Origin of the sequence: Gluconacetobacter sp. (assembly GCF_047721585.1) — a bacterium.
GTDB lineage: Bacteria > Pseudomonadota > Alphaproteobacteria > Acetobacterales > Acetobacteraceae > Gluconacetobacter > Gluconacetobacter dulcium.
The window spans coordinates 1-14,057 of record NZ_JBDNXE010000109.1 but is presented as its reverse complement, the minus strand read 5'-3'; the positions used below and the strand labels follow the sequence as shown (position 1 = coordinate 14,057).

Here is a 14,057-nt window from a genome sequence, read left to right as displayed (position 1 = left end):
GGCGGGCGGGGGGGGGGGCGCAGGGGGGGGCGGGGGGGCGTGGGGCGCAACCTGTTGGCGGGGCAGCCCCGGGCGCGCCCGGGGCCCCGGCCGGGCCTGAGGCCCTGCACCCCGATTATTGAAAACGATTGGGTTTCCAAAGGGCTTGGCCCTTTGGTGGGTCAAGGGCAAAGCCCTTGGAACGAAAAAGGGGCGCCTCGCGGCGCCCCTTTTTCGTATCCGGATGGTCGGGTTGCCTAGAGCTTTTCGACCTGGCTGTATTCGAGATCGACCGGAGTCGAGCGGCCGAAGATCGAGACGCTGACCTTGAGGCGCGCCTTCTCCTCGTCCACTTCCTCGATCGTGCCGTTGAAGGAGGTGAACGGGCCGTCGGACACGCGCACCTGTTCGCCGATCTCGAAGGTGATGGAGGGGCGGGGACGCTCCACGCCTTCCTGCGCCTGCTTCATGATCCGCTCGGCTTCGGCCGCGGGGATCGGCGAGGGACGGGTCTTGGTGCCCAGGAAGCCGGTGACCTTGGGCGTGTCCTTGACCAGATGCCAGGCTTCGTCGGTCAGTTCCATGTTGACCAGCACGTAGCCGGGGAAGAACTTCCGCTCGGAACTGACCTTCTGGCCGCGACGGACCTCGACCACCTCTTCGGAGGGGACCAGGATGTCACCGAAATGGTCGGACAGACCCTTCTGAGCCGCCTGCTCCTTGATGTGCTGGGCGATCTTCTTCTCGAAGCCTGAATAGACGTGAACGACGTACCAACGTTTTGCCATGGTCGTTCCTCAGCCTCCCAGCCCAAAAAGTTCACGTACGCCCAGGCCGATGATCTGGTCGACGACAAAGAAGAAAACCGACGTCATGGTGGCCATTGCCAGCACGGCACCTGTCGTCACCAGCGTGGCGCGACGTGTGGGCCATGTGACCTTGCTTGCCTCGGCGCGGACATCTTGCACAAATTTCGCGGGACTGACCGACACGAAACACCCTTCTTGAACCACCACGCCGCTGTCCGGACCGGAGCGCGGACGAGGCCGGAAACACCCAAATACTGCATGTCGGGGGCACCGTCACGGTCCGGGCGGGAAAACTCCCGACCGGGGCGAGTGGCAGGGGTGGAGGGTCTCGAACCCACAACCTCCGGTTTTGGAGACCGGCGCTCTAGCCAATTGAGCTACACCCCTGCAAGCCGCCTGCGGCGCCGACCAACGGAATAGCGGAAAGCTGTTCCCCTGGCCACCCGTGCGAACCCGGCGCAGGCAGCGGAAAAAAGTATGCCCAGCGGGTAAAGTCAAGAGGGGGGAGGCGATTCGTTCTTCCCGGTGTTGATTCATGCCCTTGCGGGATGGCGGAGAGGGCTTGCCGGAGAGGCGGGTTCGGCGGTATGGAAGGGCCATATGGGCGGGCGTAGCATAGTGGTAATGCAGTAGCCTTCCAAGCTTCTGAGGAGGGTTCGATTCCCTTCGCCCGCTCCATTCTCCCGAATTCTCCGCGCATGATCCGATCGTCTTCCATCAAGCCGCATCTGGTGCTGGCTGCCTGCTGCCTCAGTCTTTTTCTGGTGATGATGGACGTGACCATCGTCAACGTGGCGCTGCCGGCGATTCGCGCCGGGCTGGGGGGCGGACTGTCGACCCTGCAATGGGTGGTGGATGCCTACACGCTGGTGGTCGCGACGCTGCTGGTGCTGGCGGGATCGACCGCCGACCGGATCGGACGGCGGCTGGTGTTCACTTCGGGAATCGTCGTCTTCTGCCTCGGCTCGCTTCTGTGCGGGCTGGCGCCTGGTGCGTGGGCGCTGGTGCTGGCGCGCGGGTTCCAGGGGCTGGGCGGGGCGATGCTGAATCCGGTGGCGCTTTCGATCATTGCCAATGTCTTCGTCGAGCCCGCGGCACGGGCGCGGGCGATCGGCGTGTGGGGCGCGATGTCGGGGCTGGCGCTGGCGCTGGGGCCGCTGATCGGCGGCATGCTGACGACGCTGGTGGGCTGGCGTGCCGTGTTTCTGGTCAATCTGCCTGTGGGGGCGCTGGCGCTGGTATTGAGCCTGCGGGTGATTCCCGAATCGCGGGCGGTTCATGTGCGGCCGATCGACCGGGCGGGGCAGGCGCTGGTGGCCCTGATCCTGGCGGCCGCTACCGCCGCCCTGATCGAAGCGCGGGATTATGGATGGGATGCGCCGGTGATTCGCGCGGGGCTGGCGATTGCGGCGGTGGGGCTGGTTGTGCTGTACCGGGTGGAACGGCGCAGCGCGCATCCGCTTCTGGACCTGCGGTTTTTTCGTGCGTTGCCTTTTTCCGGAGCGATCGTGATCGCGGTCTTCGCGTTTGCGATCTTCAGTTCGTTCCTGTTCCTGAACACGCTCTATCTTCAGGAATCGCGCGGCCTATCGGCCATGCGGGCGGGGTTGTACACGCTGCCCTTCGCGCTGGGGGTCGTGGCGTGCGCGCCGCTGTCGGGACGGCTGGTGGGGGCGCGTGGCGCGCGGTTGCCGCTGATGCTTTCGGCGTGCGGGCTTGGGAGTGGGGCGCTGCTGCTGACGGGGCTGACGCCGACGACGCCGCCTGGGGTGCTGCTGCTCTCATACAGCCTGTGCGGCTGTGGCTTCGGGTTGTGCAACGCGCCGATCACCAACAGCGCCGTTTCGGGGATGCCGCGCGATCAGGCGGGGCTGGCGGCGGCGCTGGCCTCGACCAGCCGGCAGGTCGGCGCGCTGTTGGGTGTGGCGCTGTCGGGGACGATGATGGGCGCGGTGCTGACCCGCGCGGCGGGGAGCGGCGCCGCGCTGGCGCTGGCGACGCACCGGATCTGGTGGCTGCTGGTGGCGCTCTCCTGCGCGGTGGGCGCGCTGGGGTTTTTCACGACCGGGGGACGGGCGCGGGCCAGTGCGCAGGCGGCGCGGGCGCTGTTCGATGATGCGTCCGCGCCTGTGCCCGTGGCGGGTTACAGGACCGACAGCACGCCGCCATCGACATAGAGCGTCTGGCCGTTGACGAAGGACGAGGCGTCCGAGGCCAGGAAGATGGCGGCGCCCTGGAGTTCCTCCACCTTGCCCCAGCGACCGGCGGGCGTGCGCTTCGTCAGCCAGGCGTTGAATTCCGGGTCTTCGACCAGGGCGCGGTTCAGGGGCGTTTCGAAATAGCCGGGGCCGATGGCGTTGATCTGCATGCCGTGGCGTGCCCAGTCGGCGCACATGCCGCGGGTGAGGTTCTTCACCGCGCCCTTGGTGGCGGTGTAGGGCGCGATGCCGGGGCGGGCCAGTTCGCACTGTACGCTGCCGATATTGATGATCTTGCCCATGCCGCGCGGGATCATGTGCCGGGCGACCGCCGTGCCGACGAAAAATACGCTGTCGAGATTGGTGCGGATGATCTCGGACCAGTCCTCGGGCGGGAAGGCGTCGAGCGGAGCGCGGCGCTGGATGCCGGCATTGTTGACCAGGATGCGGATCGGCCCGTCTTCGGCCTCGATCGCGCCGACTGCATCCTCGACCGCCTGGCGGTCGGTGACGTCGAAGGGGCGGGTCAGGATGGTGCGGGTGGCGCCCTGCGGCGTGGTGTCGCGCAGGCGGGCGGCGGCTTCCTCCAGCTTCGTCGCATCGCGTCCGTTCAGGATGACGTGAGCGCCGGCGTCGGCCAGGCCGGCCGCGATGGCGTAGCCGATTCCGCCGCTGGAGCCGGTGACGAGGGCCAGCCGGCCGGTCAGGTCGAAAAGGGGCGAAGCGGGCATGGGTGTTTCCTTCTTTCCTGCTCGGATGCGTCCGTCGCTGGGCGGGCGCATCGTGCGTTTGATGATATATGTGGCTTTGGTCGCCGGGCGAGGTGACTATAAGCGCGTCGCGGATGGATAACGCACCAACGCGCGGAGTGGTCGCGATGCGCAGGGGCATGGGCGGAGATGGCAGGCAGGCGGATGACGGGCGAGGAAGCGACGGGCAGCGCGCGGCGGACGACGGAGCCCGACGCCGCGGCGGTCGTGGCGCGCGCCAGCGTGCGGCCGACCATCATCGACGTATCCGTGCGGGCCGGCGTGTCGCGGATGACGGTGTCGCGCGCGCTGCGCGCCCCGCATCTGGTGCGGCCCGATACGCGCGAGGCGATCGCGCGGGCGATCGAGGAACTTGGCTATGTGCCCGACCGGGCGGCCGAGGCGCTTTCGACCCGGCGCAGCGGATTCGTCGGCCTCGTGGTGCCGACGCTGACCAATACCAATTTCGCCGATGCGGCACGCGGCCTGACCGACATCATCCGTCGGGAAGGTTATGAGTTGCTGATCGGGTATACCGACTATGACGAAAACGCAATGCTGAGGCATGTGCGGGACATGCTGGGGCGGCGGGCGGAGGCGCTGGTGCTGCCGGCGGGGCCGCGTGGGCCGGCGCTGCGGGCGCTGCTGGCGGGCGAGACGATTCCCATCGTGCAGATGGCGGGGCTGGTGGCGGACCCGGTGCACCCCATGGTCGGGTACTCCAACCACGAGGCCGGACGACTGGCCGCCCGCCACCTGATCGCGCTGGGCCATACCCGAATCGGGGTGCTGGCGGCGGAAGGCGACGGCCTGTCCTGCGACCATCGTGGCGGGAGGCGGCTGGAGGGTTTCGTGGAGGTGCTGCGCGAGGAGGGACTGGGGGAGGACCTGGTAGAGCGGATGGGCAAGCCGCCGGTCTCGTTTACCCAGGGTGGGCAGGCCATGGGTGCGCTGCTGGACCGGGCGCCGGACCTGCATGCCGTCTTCGCCGTGTCCGATCTGGTGGGCGTGGGGGCTTTGATGGAATGCCGGCGCCGGGGCGTGCGGGTGCCGGAGGACGTGTCGCTGATGGGGTTTGGCGGGTTCGAGATCGGCGGCGCCGTGGTGCCCGCGCTGACGACGGTGGCGGTCGATTACCGTGCCATCGGCGAGCGGACGGGGACCATGGTACTGGACCTGCTGGCGGGCCGGCACGACGTGCCGCGCATCGTCGATCTGGGCGTGACGCTGATGCAGCGCGAGACGACGGCCTTCCGCCCCGCGCTGCTCTCGGTGCCGGCCTGACGCGCGTGTTGCGCGTGGCGGATCAGCATGCTAGAGGCGCGCCATCGGCTTGGACTTCGTGCCGGGCCGTTGGCGCGCTGCAATGACCTAAAGACACTGGGATGGAAAGACCGACCGTGGTTTCGGGTGGAACGACAACAATACCGATCGCCTCCGTTGCCAATGGCCTGCCCGGTCGTTACGCGACGGCCCTCTACGATTTCGCCGCCGAACGCTGGCTGCTTGATGACGTGCTGGACCATGCGGCGGCGCTGCGGCGCCTGATCGCGGAAAGCGCCGAACTGCGCGCCGTCCTGACGAATCGCACGCTGGATATCGCCGTGTCGACGAAGGCGCTGGATGCCGTGCTGGAAGCCCAGGGCTTCGGGTGGGTCATCCGCAATTTCGTGGGCGTGGTCGCCCGCAACCGCCGGCTGCCCCGCCTGGCCGAGATCCTGGACGCCGTGGCGGCGATCGCGGCGGGCCGCCGTGGCGAGGCCGTGGCCGAGATCGTGTCGGCCCAGCCGCTGACGGACGTGCAGCGCATACAGATTCAGGGCCGCCTCGCCGAGGCCGGCTATTCCAAGGTCAATATTCAGGAGCGCGTTGACGCGGCTCTGCTGGGCGGTCTGGTCGTGCGCGTCGGCGCCCGGCTCTATGACACCAGCCTCAATTCCCGCCTGACCCGCCTGCACCACGCCATGAAGGGAGCCGCGTGATGGAAATCCGTCCCGCTGAGATTTCGGATATCCTCAAGCAGCAGATCGCCTCGTTCGACACGAGTGCCGAGGTCGCCGAGACCGGCACGATCCTGTCGGTCGGCGACGGCATCGCCCGCGTCTATGGCTTGCAGAACGTGCAGGCCGGCGAGATGGTCGAGTTCCCGGCCTCCGGCCAGCAGGGCATGGCGCTGAACCTCGAGAACGACAATGTCGGCGTCGTGATCTTCGGCGACGACTCCGAGATGCGCGAAGGCGACACCGTTGCCCGCACCGGCAAGGTGGTCGAAGTGCCGACCGGCAAGGCCCTGCTGGGCCGCGTGGTCGACGGTCTGGGCAACCCGATCGACGGCAAGGGGCCGCTGGTCGGCGACGTGATCATGAAGCGCGCCGACATCAAGGCGCCCGGCATCATGCCGCGCCAGTCGGTCAGCGAGCCGATGCAGACCGGGATTAAGGCGATCGACGCGCTGGTGCCGATCGGGCGCGGGCAGCGCGAACTGATCATCGGCGACCGCCAGACCGGCAAGACCGCCATCCTGATCGACACCATCGTCGCGCAGAAGCCGGTCAACGCGCTGGGCGACGACAAGAAGTCGCTGTACTGCATCTATGTCGCCATCGGGCAGAAACGCTCGACCGTGGCGCAGCTGGTGCGCACGCTGGAAGAGGCCGGTGCGATGGAATATTCCATCGTCGTCGCCGCCACGGCGTCCGACCCGGCGCCGATGCAGTATCTGGCCCCGTATGCCGCCTGCGCCATGGGCGAATATTTCCGCGACAACGGCATGCATGCGCTGATCGTCTATGACGATCTGTCCAAGCAGGCCGTGGCCTATCGCCAGATGTCGCTGCTGCTGCGCCGTCCGCCGGGCCGTGAAGCCTATCCGGGCGACGTGTTCTACCTGCATTCGCGTCTGCTGGAACGCGCGGCCAAGATGTCGGACGAATATGGCGCGGGTTCGCTGACGGCGCTGCCGGTCATCGAGACGCAGGCCGGCGACGTGGCGGCCTATATTCCGACCAACGTGATCTCGATCACCGACGGCCAGGTGTTCCTGGAGACCGACCTGTTCTATCGCGGCATCCGTCCGGCGGTGAACGTTGGCGGCTCGGTGTCGCGCGTCGGTTCCGCCGCGCAGATCAAGGCGATGAAGCAGGTTGCCGGCAAGATCAAGCTGGAGCTGGCGCAGTATCGTGAAATGGCGGCGTTCTCGCAGTTCGCCTCGGACCTCGATCCGGCGACGCAGAAGCAGCTTGCCCGTGGTGCGCGTCTGGTCGAGCTGCTGAAGCAGCCCGAGACCTCGCCGCTGCCGGTCGAGGAGCAGGTGTGCGTGCTGTTTGCCGGCACGCGCGGCTTCATCGACAACGTGCCGGTGGAGAAGGTGACGGCCTTCGAACGCCAGCTTCGGACCGAACTGCATGCGGCCGGCCAGGACATCCTGGACTCGATCCGTACCGAGCGGCAGATCACCAAGGACAACGAGGTCCGTCTGACCGACTTCCTGACGGCGTTCAGCCGTCAGTTCGCGGGCTGAAGGCGGACAGGCACCCATGGCATCCCTGAAGGACCTTCGCGCGCGGATCGGGAGCGTCAAATCGACGCGGAAGATTACCAGCGCCATGAAGATGGTGGCGGCGGCCAAGCTGCGCCGGGCCCAGACCCGCGCCGAAGCCGCCCGCCCCTATGCGGCGGCGATGCGCCGGATGCTGGCTGAACTGGGTGCCGGCACGCGCGGCCAGAGCGGCCTGCCGACCCTGCTGGCCGGCACGGGCAACGACCGGGTTCACCTGCTGATCCCGATCACCAGCGACCGTGGGCTGGCGGGTGGCTTCAACGCCAACGTCAACCGCAGGACGCGCGACCTGATCGGCCAGTTGCAGGCCGAGGGCAAGACCGTTCGCCTGCTGCCGGTCGGCCGCAAGGGCGGCGATTATCTGATGCGCGAATTCTCCGACCTGATCCTGGATAAAATCCATGGATCGGGCGGCAAGGAGATTCCGTTCTCGGCCGCTGCCGAACTGGGCGAGCGGATCGCCGCGATGGCGGAGAAGGGCGAATTCGACGTTTGCACGCTGGTGTATAACCGCTTCCAGAACGTGATGTCGCAGACGCCCACCACGATGCAGCTGATTCCGCTGGCGCTGCCGGCGAATGACGTGGCGGCCTCGGCCGACGCGCCGGTTTACGAATTCGAGCCGGGCGAGGAAGAGCTGCTGTCCAGCCTGCTGCCGCGCAACCTCCAGGTGCAGATCTATGCGACGCTGCTGGAGAGTGCCGCGGGCGAGCAGGGCGCACGCATGACGGCGATGGACAATGCCACGCGCAACGCGGGCAAGGCCATCGACCGGCTGACGCTGAAATACAACCGTACCCGCCAGACCAACATCACCAACGAACTGATCGAGATCATCTCGGGCGCCCAGGCGCTCTGAGCAACGATCCGCTTCCCTCGCCGCAGGAGCTGACCCCATGTCGGAAACCAAAGTGAATGAGGCTCCTGCCGCCACGCAGGGCCAGTCCAGCAACATCGTCGGCCGCGTGACGCAGGTGCGCGGCGCCGTTGTGGACGTGCAGTTCGAAGGCACGCTGCCGCATATTCTCGACGCGCTGCATGTCACCTTCAACGGCCAGACGGTCGTGCTGGAAGTGGCGCAGGAAATCGGCGAGCACGAAGTGCGCTGCATCGCCATGGACTCGACCGACGGGCTGACCCGTGGCGCCGAGGTCGTGGCGACGGGCAACCAGATCACCGTGCCGGTCGGCCCCGGCACGCTGGGCCGCATCCTGAACGTGATCGGCGAGCCGATCGACGAGCGTGGCCCGGTGCCCGCGACCAAGCGCTACCCGATCCATCGCAAGGCGCCGTCGTTCGAAGAGCAGGCGGCCGCGACCGAGATCCTGGTCACGGGCATCAAGGTCGTCGACCTGCTGTGCCCGTACCTGAAGGGTGGCAAGATCGGCCTGTTCGGCGGCGCCGGCGTGGGCAAGACCGTCATCATCCAGGAACTGATCAACAACATCGCCAAGGCGCATGGCGGCGTGTCGGTGTTCGCCGGCGTCGGCGAGCGGACCCGCGAAGGCAACGACCTGTATTATGAAATGCAGGACGCGGGCGTGATCAAGCTGGGCGAGAACACCACCGAGGGTTCCAAGGTGGCGCTGGTTTATGGCCAGATGAACGAGCCGCCGGGCGCGCGCGCGCGCATCGCGCTGTCGGGCCTGTCGCTGGCCGAGTATTTCCGTGACGAGGAAGGGCAGGACGTTCTGTTCTTCGTCGACAACATCTTCCGCTTCACGCAGGCGGGTGCCGAGGTTTCGGCGCTGCTGGGCCGTATCCCCTCCGCCGTGGGCTACCAGCCGACGCTGGCGACCGAGATGGGCGCGCTTCAGGAGCGCATCACCTCGACCAAGAAGGGCTCGATCACCTCGGTGCAGGCCGTTTACGTGCCGGCCGACGATCTGACCGACCCGGCGCCTGCCGCGACCTTCGCGCATCTGGACGCCACGACGGTGCTGAACCGTTCGATCGCGGAAATGGGCATCTATCCGGCCGTCGATCCGCTGGATTCGACCTCGCGTTCGCTGGACCCGAAGATCGTCGGCGAAGAGCATTATCAGGTGGCGCGCGACGTGCAGCGCATCCTGCAGACCTACAAGTCTTTGCAGGATATCATCGCCATTCTGGGCATGGACGAGCTGTCGGAAGACGACAAGCAGCTGGTGGCGCGTGCGCGCCGCATCCAGCGCTTCCTGTCGCAGCCCTTCCATGTGGCCGAAGTCTTTACCGGCGCGCCGGGCAAGCTGGTTTCGCTGGAAGACACCGTGCGGTCGTTCAAGGCGATCGTGGCCGGCGAGTATGACCACCTGCCCGAAGGTGCGTTCTACATGGTCGGCTCGATCGAAGAAGCGGTCGCGAAGGCCGAGAAGATGAAGGAATCGGCCTGAACGGCCGGCTCCCGCGCAAGGAAGACAGCCCATGTCGATTGAGGTCGAGATCGTCAGTCCCGAGAAGGTTCTCTTCTCGCGCGCTGTCGAGATGGCGGTGATTCCGGGCCTGGAGGGCGATATCGCCGCCATGCCCGATCGCGCGCCGATGATGCTGCTGCTGCGCGGCGGTGTGGTCGAACTGTATGAAAATGGCGTGGTGACGGAACGGTTTTTCGTTGCCGGCGGGTTTGCCGACATGACGGCGACCCGGTGCACCATCCTGGCCGACCAGGCGACGGCGCTGGCCGATCTGTCGGTGGCCGATGCGCAGAAGCGGCTTGCCGGGCTGGAGGCGTCTTACGACGCCGCCGACAAGATGAACGTGCCGGCGCTGGACCTGCTGATGGCGAAGATGCAGTCCGCGCGGGCCGAAATCGAAGCCGCCGGCGGCGAGGCCGTGAAGGCCGCCTGAGACTTTCGGCCGCAGACTGGTTTCATGTGGAACGCCCCCGGCTCCTGCGAGTCGGGGGCGTTTTGCGTTCTTGGCCGATCGGTTGAAAAGTCTTTGTGGAGGCTTGTCGCGAGGTTTCGGTGCGGGGCGATGTCTGCGCTGGTTACTGCTTTTAAAATACCCATCTGGTTGGGTTTTGTGATAGAAGGGGATATGCCGACGGTTCATCGGGAGGGCCGCTTCCGGTTCGTAATCTATCTGAATGACCATGACCCGGCCCATGTTCATGTGTTCTGTGATGGACGGGAGATCGTTATCAATCTCGGGGAAGCCAGGGTGGCGATCCGGGACATCGATCCTGGTGTGAAGCGGCCGGACGTATGTGAGGCGTTCAGGATCGCGGTGGAACGGCGCGAAACGCTATTGCAGGCATGGAGGACGATTGATGCGCAGCGATCGTGATATCGAGAAACAGATCGACGCTGCCTATGAACGGGGGCGTATCCGGCGTGAGACCGTACTGCAGGCTGTTGCCGCCGGGTATGATGCCACGACCGGTCGCGTGACGGTCGAATTGTCCAACGGCACCCGTTTCGAATTCCCGGCGACTCTGGCGCAGGGCCTCGAAGGGGCGACACCCGAGCAACTGGCCCAGGTGGAAATCATGGGGGGCTACGGCCTGCACTGGGAGGCACTGGATGTCGACTTGCTGGTGCCGGAACTGATGGTCGGACTGTTTGGTTCCCGTGCCTATATGGCGGCAAAGGCGGGGCGGCAGGCTTCTCCAGCCAAGGCGGCAGCGGCACGGCGGAATGGCACCAAGGGCGGAAGGCCGCGAAAAGTGGCATGATGCGGCAGGCCGGAGTGTTTAGCGTTCTTGGCCGTTCGGTTCAGGAGCCTTTATCGCCGCGCGTTGCGAGGCTCCTGAACGGATAAAAGTCTTTTTGCTTCTTTTTCTTCAGAAAAAGAAGGCCTTTAACCCCGCCCGCGATAGCCCGGCACGCCCTGGTCGGGAATCCACACATCGGCCGGCGGGGCGCCGGTCTGCCAGAACACGTCGATGGGCATGCCGCCGCGCGGATACCAGTAGGCGCCGATGCGCAGCCAGACCGGGGACAGCAGATCGACCAGCGTGGTGGCGATCTGGACCGAGCAGGCCTCGTGGAACGCGCCGTGATTGCGGAAGCTGGTCAGGAACAGCTTGAGCGACTTGCTCTCCACGATCCACTGGTCGGGCACGTAGTCGATGACCAGGTGCGCGAAATCCGGCTGGCCGGTGACGGGGCAGAGCGACGTGAATTCCGGCGCGGTGAAGCGGACGAGGTAACGCCGGTCGCGATGGGGGGCGGGGACGCGCTCCAGCGTCGCGTCCTCGGGGCGGGCGGGCTGGGCGGCGGCGCGGCCCAGTTGTGTGAGGGCCTGGGTGCCGTCGTCGGGCGGGGTGGATGCGCTCACGTTCCGTGATCCTTGCTGCGGGGCTGTGGAGAGGGGTGATGCCGGAGCCGCCTTTGCCGCGTCAAGCGGCGGTTTTCTCCCTTGGGTGCTTTCGCACCGGTGGAACCCCATGATAACAGGACAACATGGCGCGTGCACTCAAAGCGGGTTTTCCCGCCCCTGTCCTGATGACCTCCACCGACGAACTGGTTGCGGTTGTCGAACGATTGCGGCGGGAGCCGTTCGTGACGATCGATACCGAGTTCGTCCGCGAACGGACCTACTGGCCGGAACTGTGTCTGGTGCAGTTGGCCGGCGAACACGACGTGGTGGTGGTGGACACGCTGGCGCCCGGACTGGACCTGTCGGCGCTGGGCGCACTGCTGGACGATCCGGCGGTGACCAAGGTGTTTCATGCCGCGCGGCAGGATCTGGAAATCTTCCTGCATCTGTTCGGCCGGTTGCCGGCGGCGCTGTACGATACCCAGGTGGCGGCGATGGTCGCCGGCTATGGCGACCAGGTGGGGTATGACAATCTGGTCTCGTCGCTGACGGGCGCGCATATCGACAAGGCGCACCGCTTCTCCGACTGGTCCGCCCGGCCGCTGTCGCCGGCGCAGATTGCCTATGCCGCCGCCGACGTGACGTATCTGCGCACCGTCTATCAGCTTCTGCGCGAGCGGCTGGAGACGGAAGGGCGCACGGAATGGGTGGCGGCCGAACTGGCGGTGCTGACCCGGCCCGAGACGTTCCGCCCCGATCCGGAGACCCTGTGGGAGAAGATGCGCCCGCGCACCAGCAACCGGCGGATGCTGGGCATTCTGCGGGCCATTACCGCATGGCGCGAACTGGAAGCCCAGCGGGTGAACGTGCCGCGCCAGCGGCTGCTGAAGGACGAGAGCCTGCTGGAGATCGCGGCGACCGCCCCGACCGATGCCGAGGCGCTGGCGCGCGTGCGCGGCGTGTCGCGCGGGTTTGCCGAGGGACGCAGCGGGGCCGGGCTGCTGGAGGCCATCGCGGCGGCGCATGCGCTGCCCGAGGCAGCGCTGCCGCGCCAGAACAAGGGCAAGGACGGTCCGCGCCCGTCGCCCGCGCTGGTCGCGCTGCTGAAAGTGCTGCTGGCGGCGTGCTGCGAGGAGCATGACGTGGCGCCGCGCCTGGTGGCGTCGTCGGAGGATATCGACCGGCTGGCGCTGGAGGCCGAGCCCGACCTGCCGGTGATGCAGGGCTGGCGGCGGGTGGTGTTCGGCGAGGATGCGCTGGCGCTGAAGGCCGGGACCATGCTGCTGGGCGTGGATGGGACGCGCATTCGCCGGGTCGGGTGCTGATAGCCTGACCGGACTGTGGGCCGGTGAGCGAGGGCGGCTCTTCAGGGGGCGCGCCCGGCGTGTGTGTCCGGGCATTGGAGCGGAGCGGCCTTGAGGGGCCGCGCGCATCGACGCGCGGGGGCGCGTTCGATCGTCGTCGGCGCATATGTACGGACAGGTTTCGCACCGTTTTTCCCCCGGGTTGTGAACAGGTTACTCCCAGCCTTGTCCACAAGATTTTGTGGTGGGATGGTTGAGTCCACCACAAGATAAGCCTAGTTTTCGGCTGTCCTTCGTCAGGAGAGATGGCATGGCTATGGAATGGACCGAGGAGACGATTGCGCGTCTCCGCGCGCTTTGGCAGCAGGGGCTGTCGACGGCCGAGATCGGTCGCCAGCTTTCGGTGACGAAGAACGCGGTTGTAGGCAAGGCGCATCGCCTCGGTCTACAGGCGCGTCCGTCACCAATTCGCAGACCGCCGGCTTCGGCCGGTGCGGCTGAACCCGGTGAGGCAGTCGTCGCACCGGCTCCGGCCCTGGCCACGGCTTCGGCCCTAGCCACGGCTTCGGCTCCGGCCACGGAAACCGCTGCCGCCGCTTCGGCGTCGGTCGTGGCGCCGCCGGCCGTGTCGCCGGTTGTTGCGGCGGCTCCCGCGCCCGTTGCGGTGGTGCCTTCGGCGGTCGTGTCGCCTGTGGTGGCACCTGTTGTGCCGGTGGCGCCGCGTGTGGCCGAGGCCGCGCCGGTCGTGAGTCCGGTCCGGCAGCAGGCCGAGCCCGTGCCGCAGGCGCCGGTGCGCGCCGAGCGTGAGCCGGTGGTGCAGGCGGCTCCGCCGTCGCCGCCGGTGGTGGCCCCGAGCGTGTCGCGGCCGGAAACGCCGCGTGCGCCGTTGCGCGCGGTCTCCAGCCCGGCGCCGCGTCGCAGCGGCCTGAGCTGCTGCTGGCCGCTGGGCGATCCGGGCACGCCGGGCTTTCATTTCTGCGGGGCGACGCCGGTCCCTGGAAAGCCTTACTGTGCCGAACATGCGCAGCTTGCCTATGTGAAGCTGCGCGATCGGCGCGACAACGTGGCCTGAGACAACGTGGCCTGACACGCCCGCACGCCGGGCATTCATGAAAAAACGCCGCGGATCGTTATGATCCGCGGCGTTTTTTTGTGTCTTCGCGCATGTCCGCGGCGGGCCGCGGGGGGCGGGACCCCCCCCCCGCCCGGGGGGGGGG

The 14,057-nt window shown here is 67.1% G+C and carries 15 protein-coding genes and 2 tRNA genes; 12 read left to right on the top strand and 5 right to left on the bottom strand.

Annotated features, from left to right (window positions below):
- Nucleotides 1-236: 236 nt before the first annotated feature.
- The 3 genes from nusG to ABF821_RS16285 all read right to left on the bottom strand — a co-directional run bounded on the left by nusG (nucleotide 237) and on the right by ABF821_RS16285 (nucleotide 1,175).
- Nucleotides 237-767 carry a transcription termination/antitermination protein NusG gene (gene nusG, locus ABF821_RS16295; RefSeq protein ID WP_114729055.1) on the bottom strand — a complete coding sequence of 177 codons (531 nt, stop codon included), beginning with the start codon at nucleotides 765-767 and terminating at the stop codon, nucleotides 237-239.
- Between the two features lie 9 nt (nucleotides 768-776).
- Nucleotides 777-971 (bottom strand): preprotein translocase subunit SecE, encoded by a 195-nt coding sequence (gene secE / locus ABF821_RS16290; protein ID WP_114729053.1) that lies wholly within the window; start codon nucleotides 969-971, stop codon nucleotides 777-779.
- A gap of 127 nt (nucleotides 972-1,098) precedes the next feature.
- Nucleotides 1,099-1,175, bottom strand: a tRNA-Trp gene (locus ABF821_RS16285).
- Nucleotides 1,176-1,392: 217 nt separating this feature from the next.
- On the opposite strand from ABF821_RS16285, the gene ABF821_RS16280 reads away from it, so the two are divergent.
- Together ABF821_RS16280 and ABF821_RS16275 are read left to right on the top strand one after the other, a co-directional pair.
- A tRNA-Gly gene (locus ABF821_RS16280) sits at nucleotides 1,393-1,466 on the top strand.
- Nucleotides 1,467-1,486: 20 nt separating this feature from the next.
- On the top strand, nucleotides 1,487-2,965 hold the full coding sequence (locus ABF821_RS16275; RefSeq protein ID WP_415530772.1) for an MFS transporter: 1,479 nt from the start codon (nucleotides 1,487-1,489) through the stop codon (nucleotides 2,963-2,965).
- Here ABF821_RS16275 and ABF821_RS16270 read toward each other — a convergent pair.
- Nucleotides 2,932-3,717 (bottom strand): SDR family oxidoreductase, encoded by a 786-nt coding sequence (locus ABF821_RS16270; RefSeq protein ID WP_415530770.1) that lies wholly within the window; start codon nucleotides 3,715-3,717, stop codon nucleotides 2,932-2,934. The genes ABF821_RS16275 and ABF821_RS16270 overlap by 34 nt on opposite strands.
- A 183-nt stretch (nucleotides 3,718-3,900) precedes the next feature.
- Between ABF821_RS16270 and ABF821_RS16265 the strand changes: the two genes are divergently transcribed.
- The 8 genes from ABF821_RS16265 to ABF821_RS16230 all read left to right on the top strand — a co-directional run bounded on the left by ABF821_RS16265 (nucleotide 3,901) and on the right by ABF821_RS16230 (nucleotide 10,949).
- Complete coding sequence (locus ABF821_RS16265) at nucleotides 3,901-5,019, top strand: LacI family DNA-binding transcriptional regulator (RefSeq protein ID WP_415530769.1); 1,119 nt, start codon at nucleotides 3,901-3,903, stop codon at nucleotides 5,017-5,019.
- A 101-nt stretch (nucleotides 5,020-5,120) separates the two neighbouring features.
- Nucleotides 5,121-5,717: an ATP synthase F1 subunit delta gene (atpH, locus tag ABF821_RS16260; RefSeq protein WP_415530767.1), complete on the top strand. Its 597-nt coding sequence runs from the start codon at nucleotides 5,121-5,123 to the stop codon at nucleotides 5,715-5,717.
- Entirely contained in the window at nucleotides 5,717-7,255 is a 1,539-nt protein-coding gene (gene atpA, locus ABF821_RS16255; RefSeq protein WP_415530766.1) for a F0F1 ATP synthase subunit alpha, read from the top strand. The genes atpH and atpA overlap by 1 nt, the downstream gene beginning before the upstream one ends.
- A 16-nt stretch (nucleotides 7,256-7,271) precedes the next feature.
- Nucleotides 7,272-8,153 (top strand): F0F1 ATP synthase subunit gamma, encoded by an 882-nt coding sequence (locus ABF821_RS16250; RefSeq protein ID WP_415530765.1) that lies wholly within the window; start codon nucleotides 7,272-7,274, stop codon nucleotides 8,151-8,153.
- 37 nt (nucleotides 8,154-8,190) lie between these two features.
- Entirely contained in the window at nucleotides 8,191-9,666 is a 1,476-nt protein-coding gene (atpD, locus tag ABF821_RS16245) for a F0F1 ATP synthase subunit beta (protein ID WP_182973808.1), read from the top strand.
- A 31-nt stretch (nucleotides 9,667-9,697) separates the two neighbouring features.
- Nucleotides 9,698-10,120: an ATP synthase F1 subunit epsilon gene (atpC, locus tag ABF821_RS16240; protein WP_114729037.1), complete on the top strand. Its 423-nt coding sequence runs from the start codon at nucleotides 9,698-9,700 to the stop codon at nucleotides 10,118-10,120.
- Nucleotides 10,121-10,249: 129 nt separating this feature from the next.
- Complete coding sequence (locus ABF821_RS16235) at nucleotides 10,250-10,561, top strand: DUF4160 domain-containing protein (RefSeq protein ID WP_415530764.1); 312 nt, start codon at nucleotides 10,250-10,252, stop codon at nucleotides 10,559-10,561.
- Complete coding sequence (locus ABF821_RS16230) at nucleotides 10,545-10,949, top strand: DUF2442 domain-containing protein (protein WP_415530763.1); 405 nt, start codon at nucleotides 10,545-10,547, stop codon at nucleotides 10,947-10,949. Before ABF821_RS16235 ends, ABF821_RS16230 begins: the two co-directional genes overlap by 17 nt.
- 125 nt (nucleotides 10,950-11,074) lie before the next feature.
- Here the strand turns inward: ABF821_RS16230 and queF are convergent, their stop codons facing one another.
- Nucleotides 11,075-11,554: a preQ(1) synthase gene (gene queF, locus ABF821_RS16225; protein ID WP_415530762.1), complete on the bottom strand. Its 480-nt coding sequence runs from the start codon at nucleotides 11,552-11,554 to the stop codon at nucleotides 11,075-11,077.
- A gap of 125 nt (nucleotides 11,555-11,679) precedes the next feature.
- Between queF and rnd the strand changes: the two genes are divergently transcribed.
- Together rnd and ABF821_RS16215 are read left to right on the top strand one after the other, a co-directional pair.
- The gene (gene rnd / locus ABF821_RS16220; protein WP_182973810.1) at nucleotides 11,680-12,861 is read left to right on the top strand and encodes a ribonuclease D; all 1,182 of its coding nucleotides are present in this window, start codon (nucleotides 11,680-11,682) and stop codon (nucleotides 12,859-12,861) included.
- 289 nt (nucleotides 12,862-13,150) lie between these two features.
- Nucleotides 13,151-13,912 carry a GcrA family cell cycle regulator gene (locus ABF821_RS16215; RefSeq protein WP_415530761.1) on the top strand — a complete coding sequence of 254 codons (762 nt, stop codon included), beginning with the start codon at nucleotides 13,151-13,153 and terminating at the stop codon, nucleotides 13,910-13,912.
- Nucleotides 13,913-14,057: the final 145 nt, after the last annotated feature.

Bases quoted from the DNA above. Each gene is read 5' to 3' on its own strand.
- ABF821_RS16265 (WP_415530769.1), top strand. From the start codon at position 3,901: ATGACGGGCGAGGAAGCGACGGGCAGCGCGCGGCGGACGACGGAGCCC.
- nusG (WP_114729055.1), bottom strand. From the start codon at position 767: ATGGCAAAACGTTGGTACGTCGTTCACGTCTATTCAGGCTTCGAGAAG.
- rnd (WP_182973810.1), top strand. From the start codon at position 11,680: ATGGCGCGTGCACTCAAAGCGGGTTTTCCCGCCCCTGTCCTGATGACC.
- ABF821_RS16270 (WP_415530770.1), bottom strand. From the start codon at position 3,717: ATGCCCGCTTCGCCCCTTTTCGACCTGACCGGCCGGCTGGCCCTCGTC.
- atpA (WP_415530766.1), top strand. From the start codon at position 5,717: ATGGAAATCCGTCCCGCTGAGATTTCGGATATCCTCAAGCAGCAGATC.
- ABF821_RS16275 (WP_415530772.1), top strand. From the start codon at position 1,487: ATGATCCGATCGTCTTCCATCAAGCCGCATCTGGTGCTGGCTGCCTGC.
- ABF821_RS16235 (WP_415530764.1), top strand. From the start codon at position 10,250: ATGTCTGCGCTGGTTACTGCTTTTAAAATACCCATCTGGTTGGGTTTT.
- ABF821_RS16230 (WP_415530763.1), top strand. From the start codon at position 10,545: ATGCGCAGCGATCGTGATATCGAGAAACAGATCGACGCTGCCTATGAA.
- ABF821_RS16250 (WP_415530765.1), top strand. From the start codon at position 7,272: ATGGCATCCCTGAAGGACCTTCGCGCGCGGATCGGGAGCGTCAAATCG.
- atpD (WP_182973808.1), top strand. From the start codon at position 8,191: ATGTCGGAAACCAAAGTGAATGAGGCTCCTGCCGCCACGCAGGGCCAG.
- ABF821_RS16215 (WP_415530761.1), top strand. From the start codon at position 13,151: ATGGCTATGGAATGGACCGAGGAGACGATTGCGCGTCTCCGCGCGCTT.
- atpH (WP_415530767.1), top strand. From the start codon at position 5,121: ATGGAAAGACCGACCGTGGTTTCGGGTGGAACGACAACAATACCGATC.
- atpC (WP_114729037.1), top strand. From the start codon at position 9,698: ATGTCGATTGAGGTCGAGATCGTCAGTCCCGAGAAGGTTCTCTTCTCG.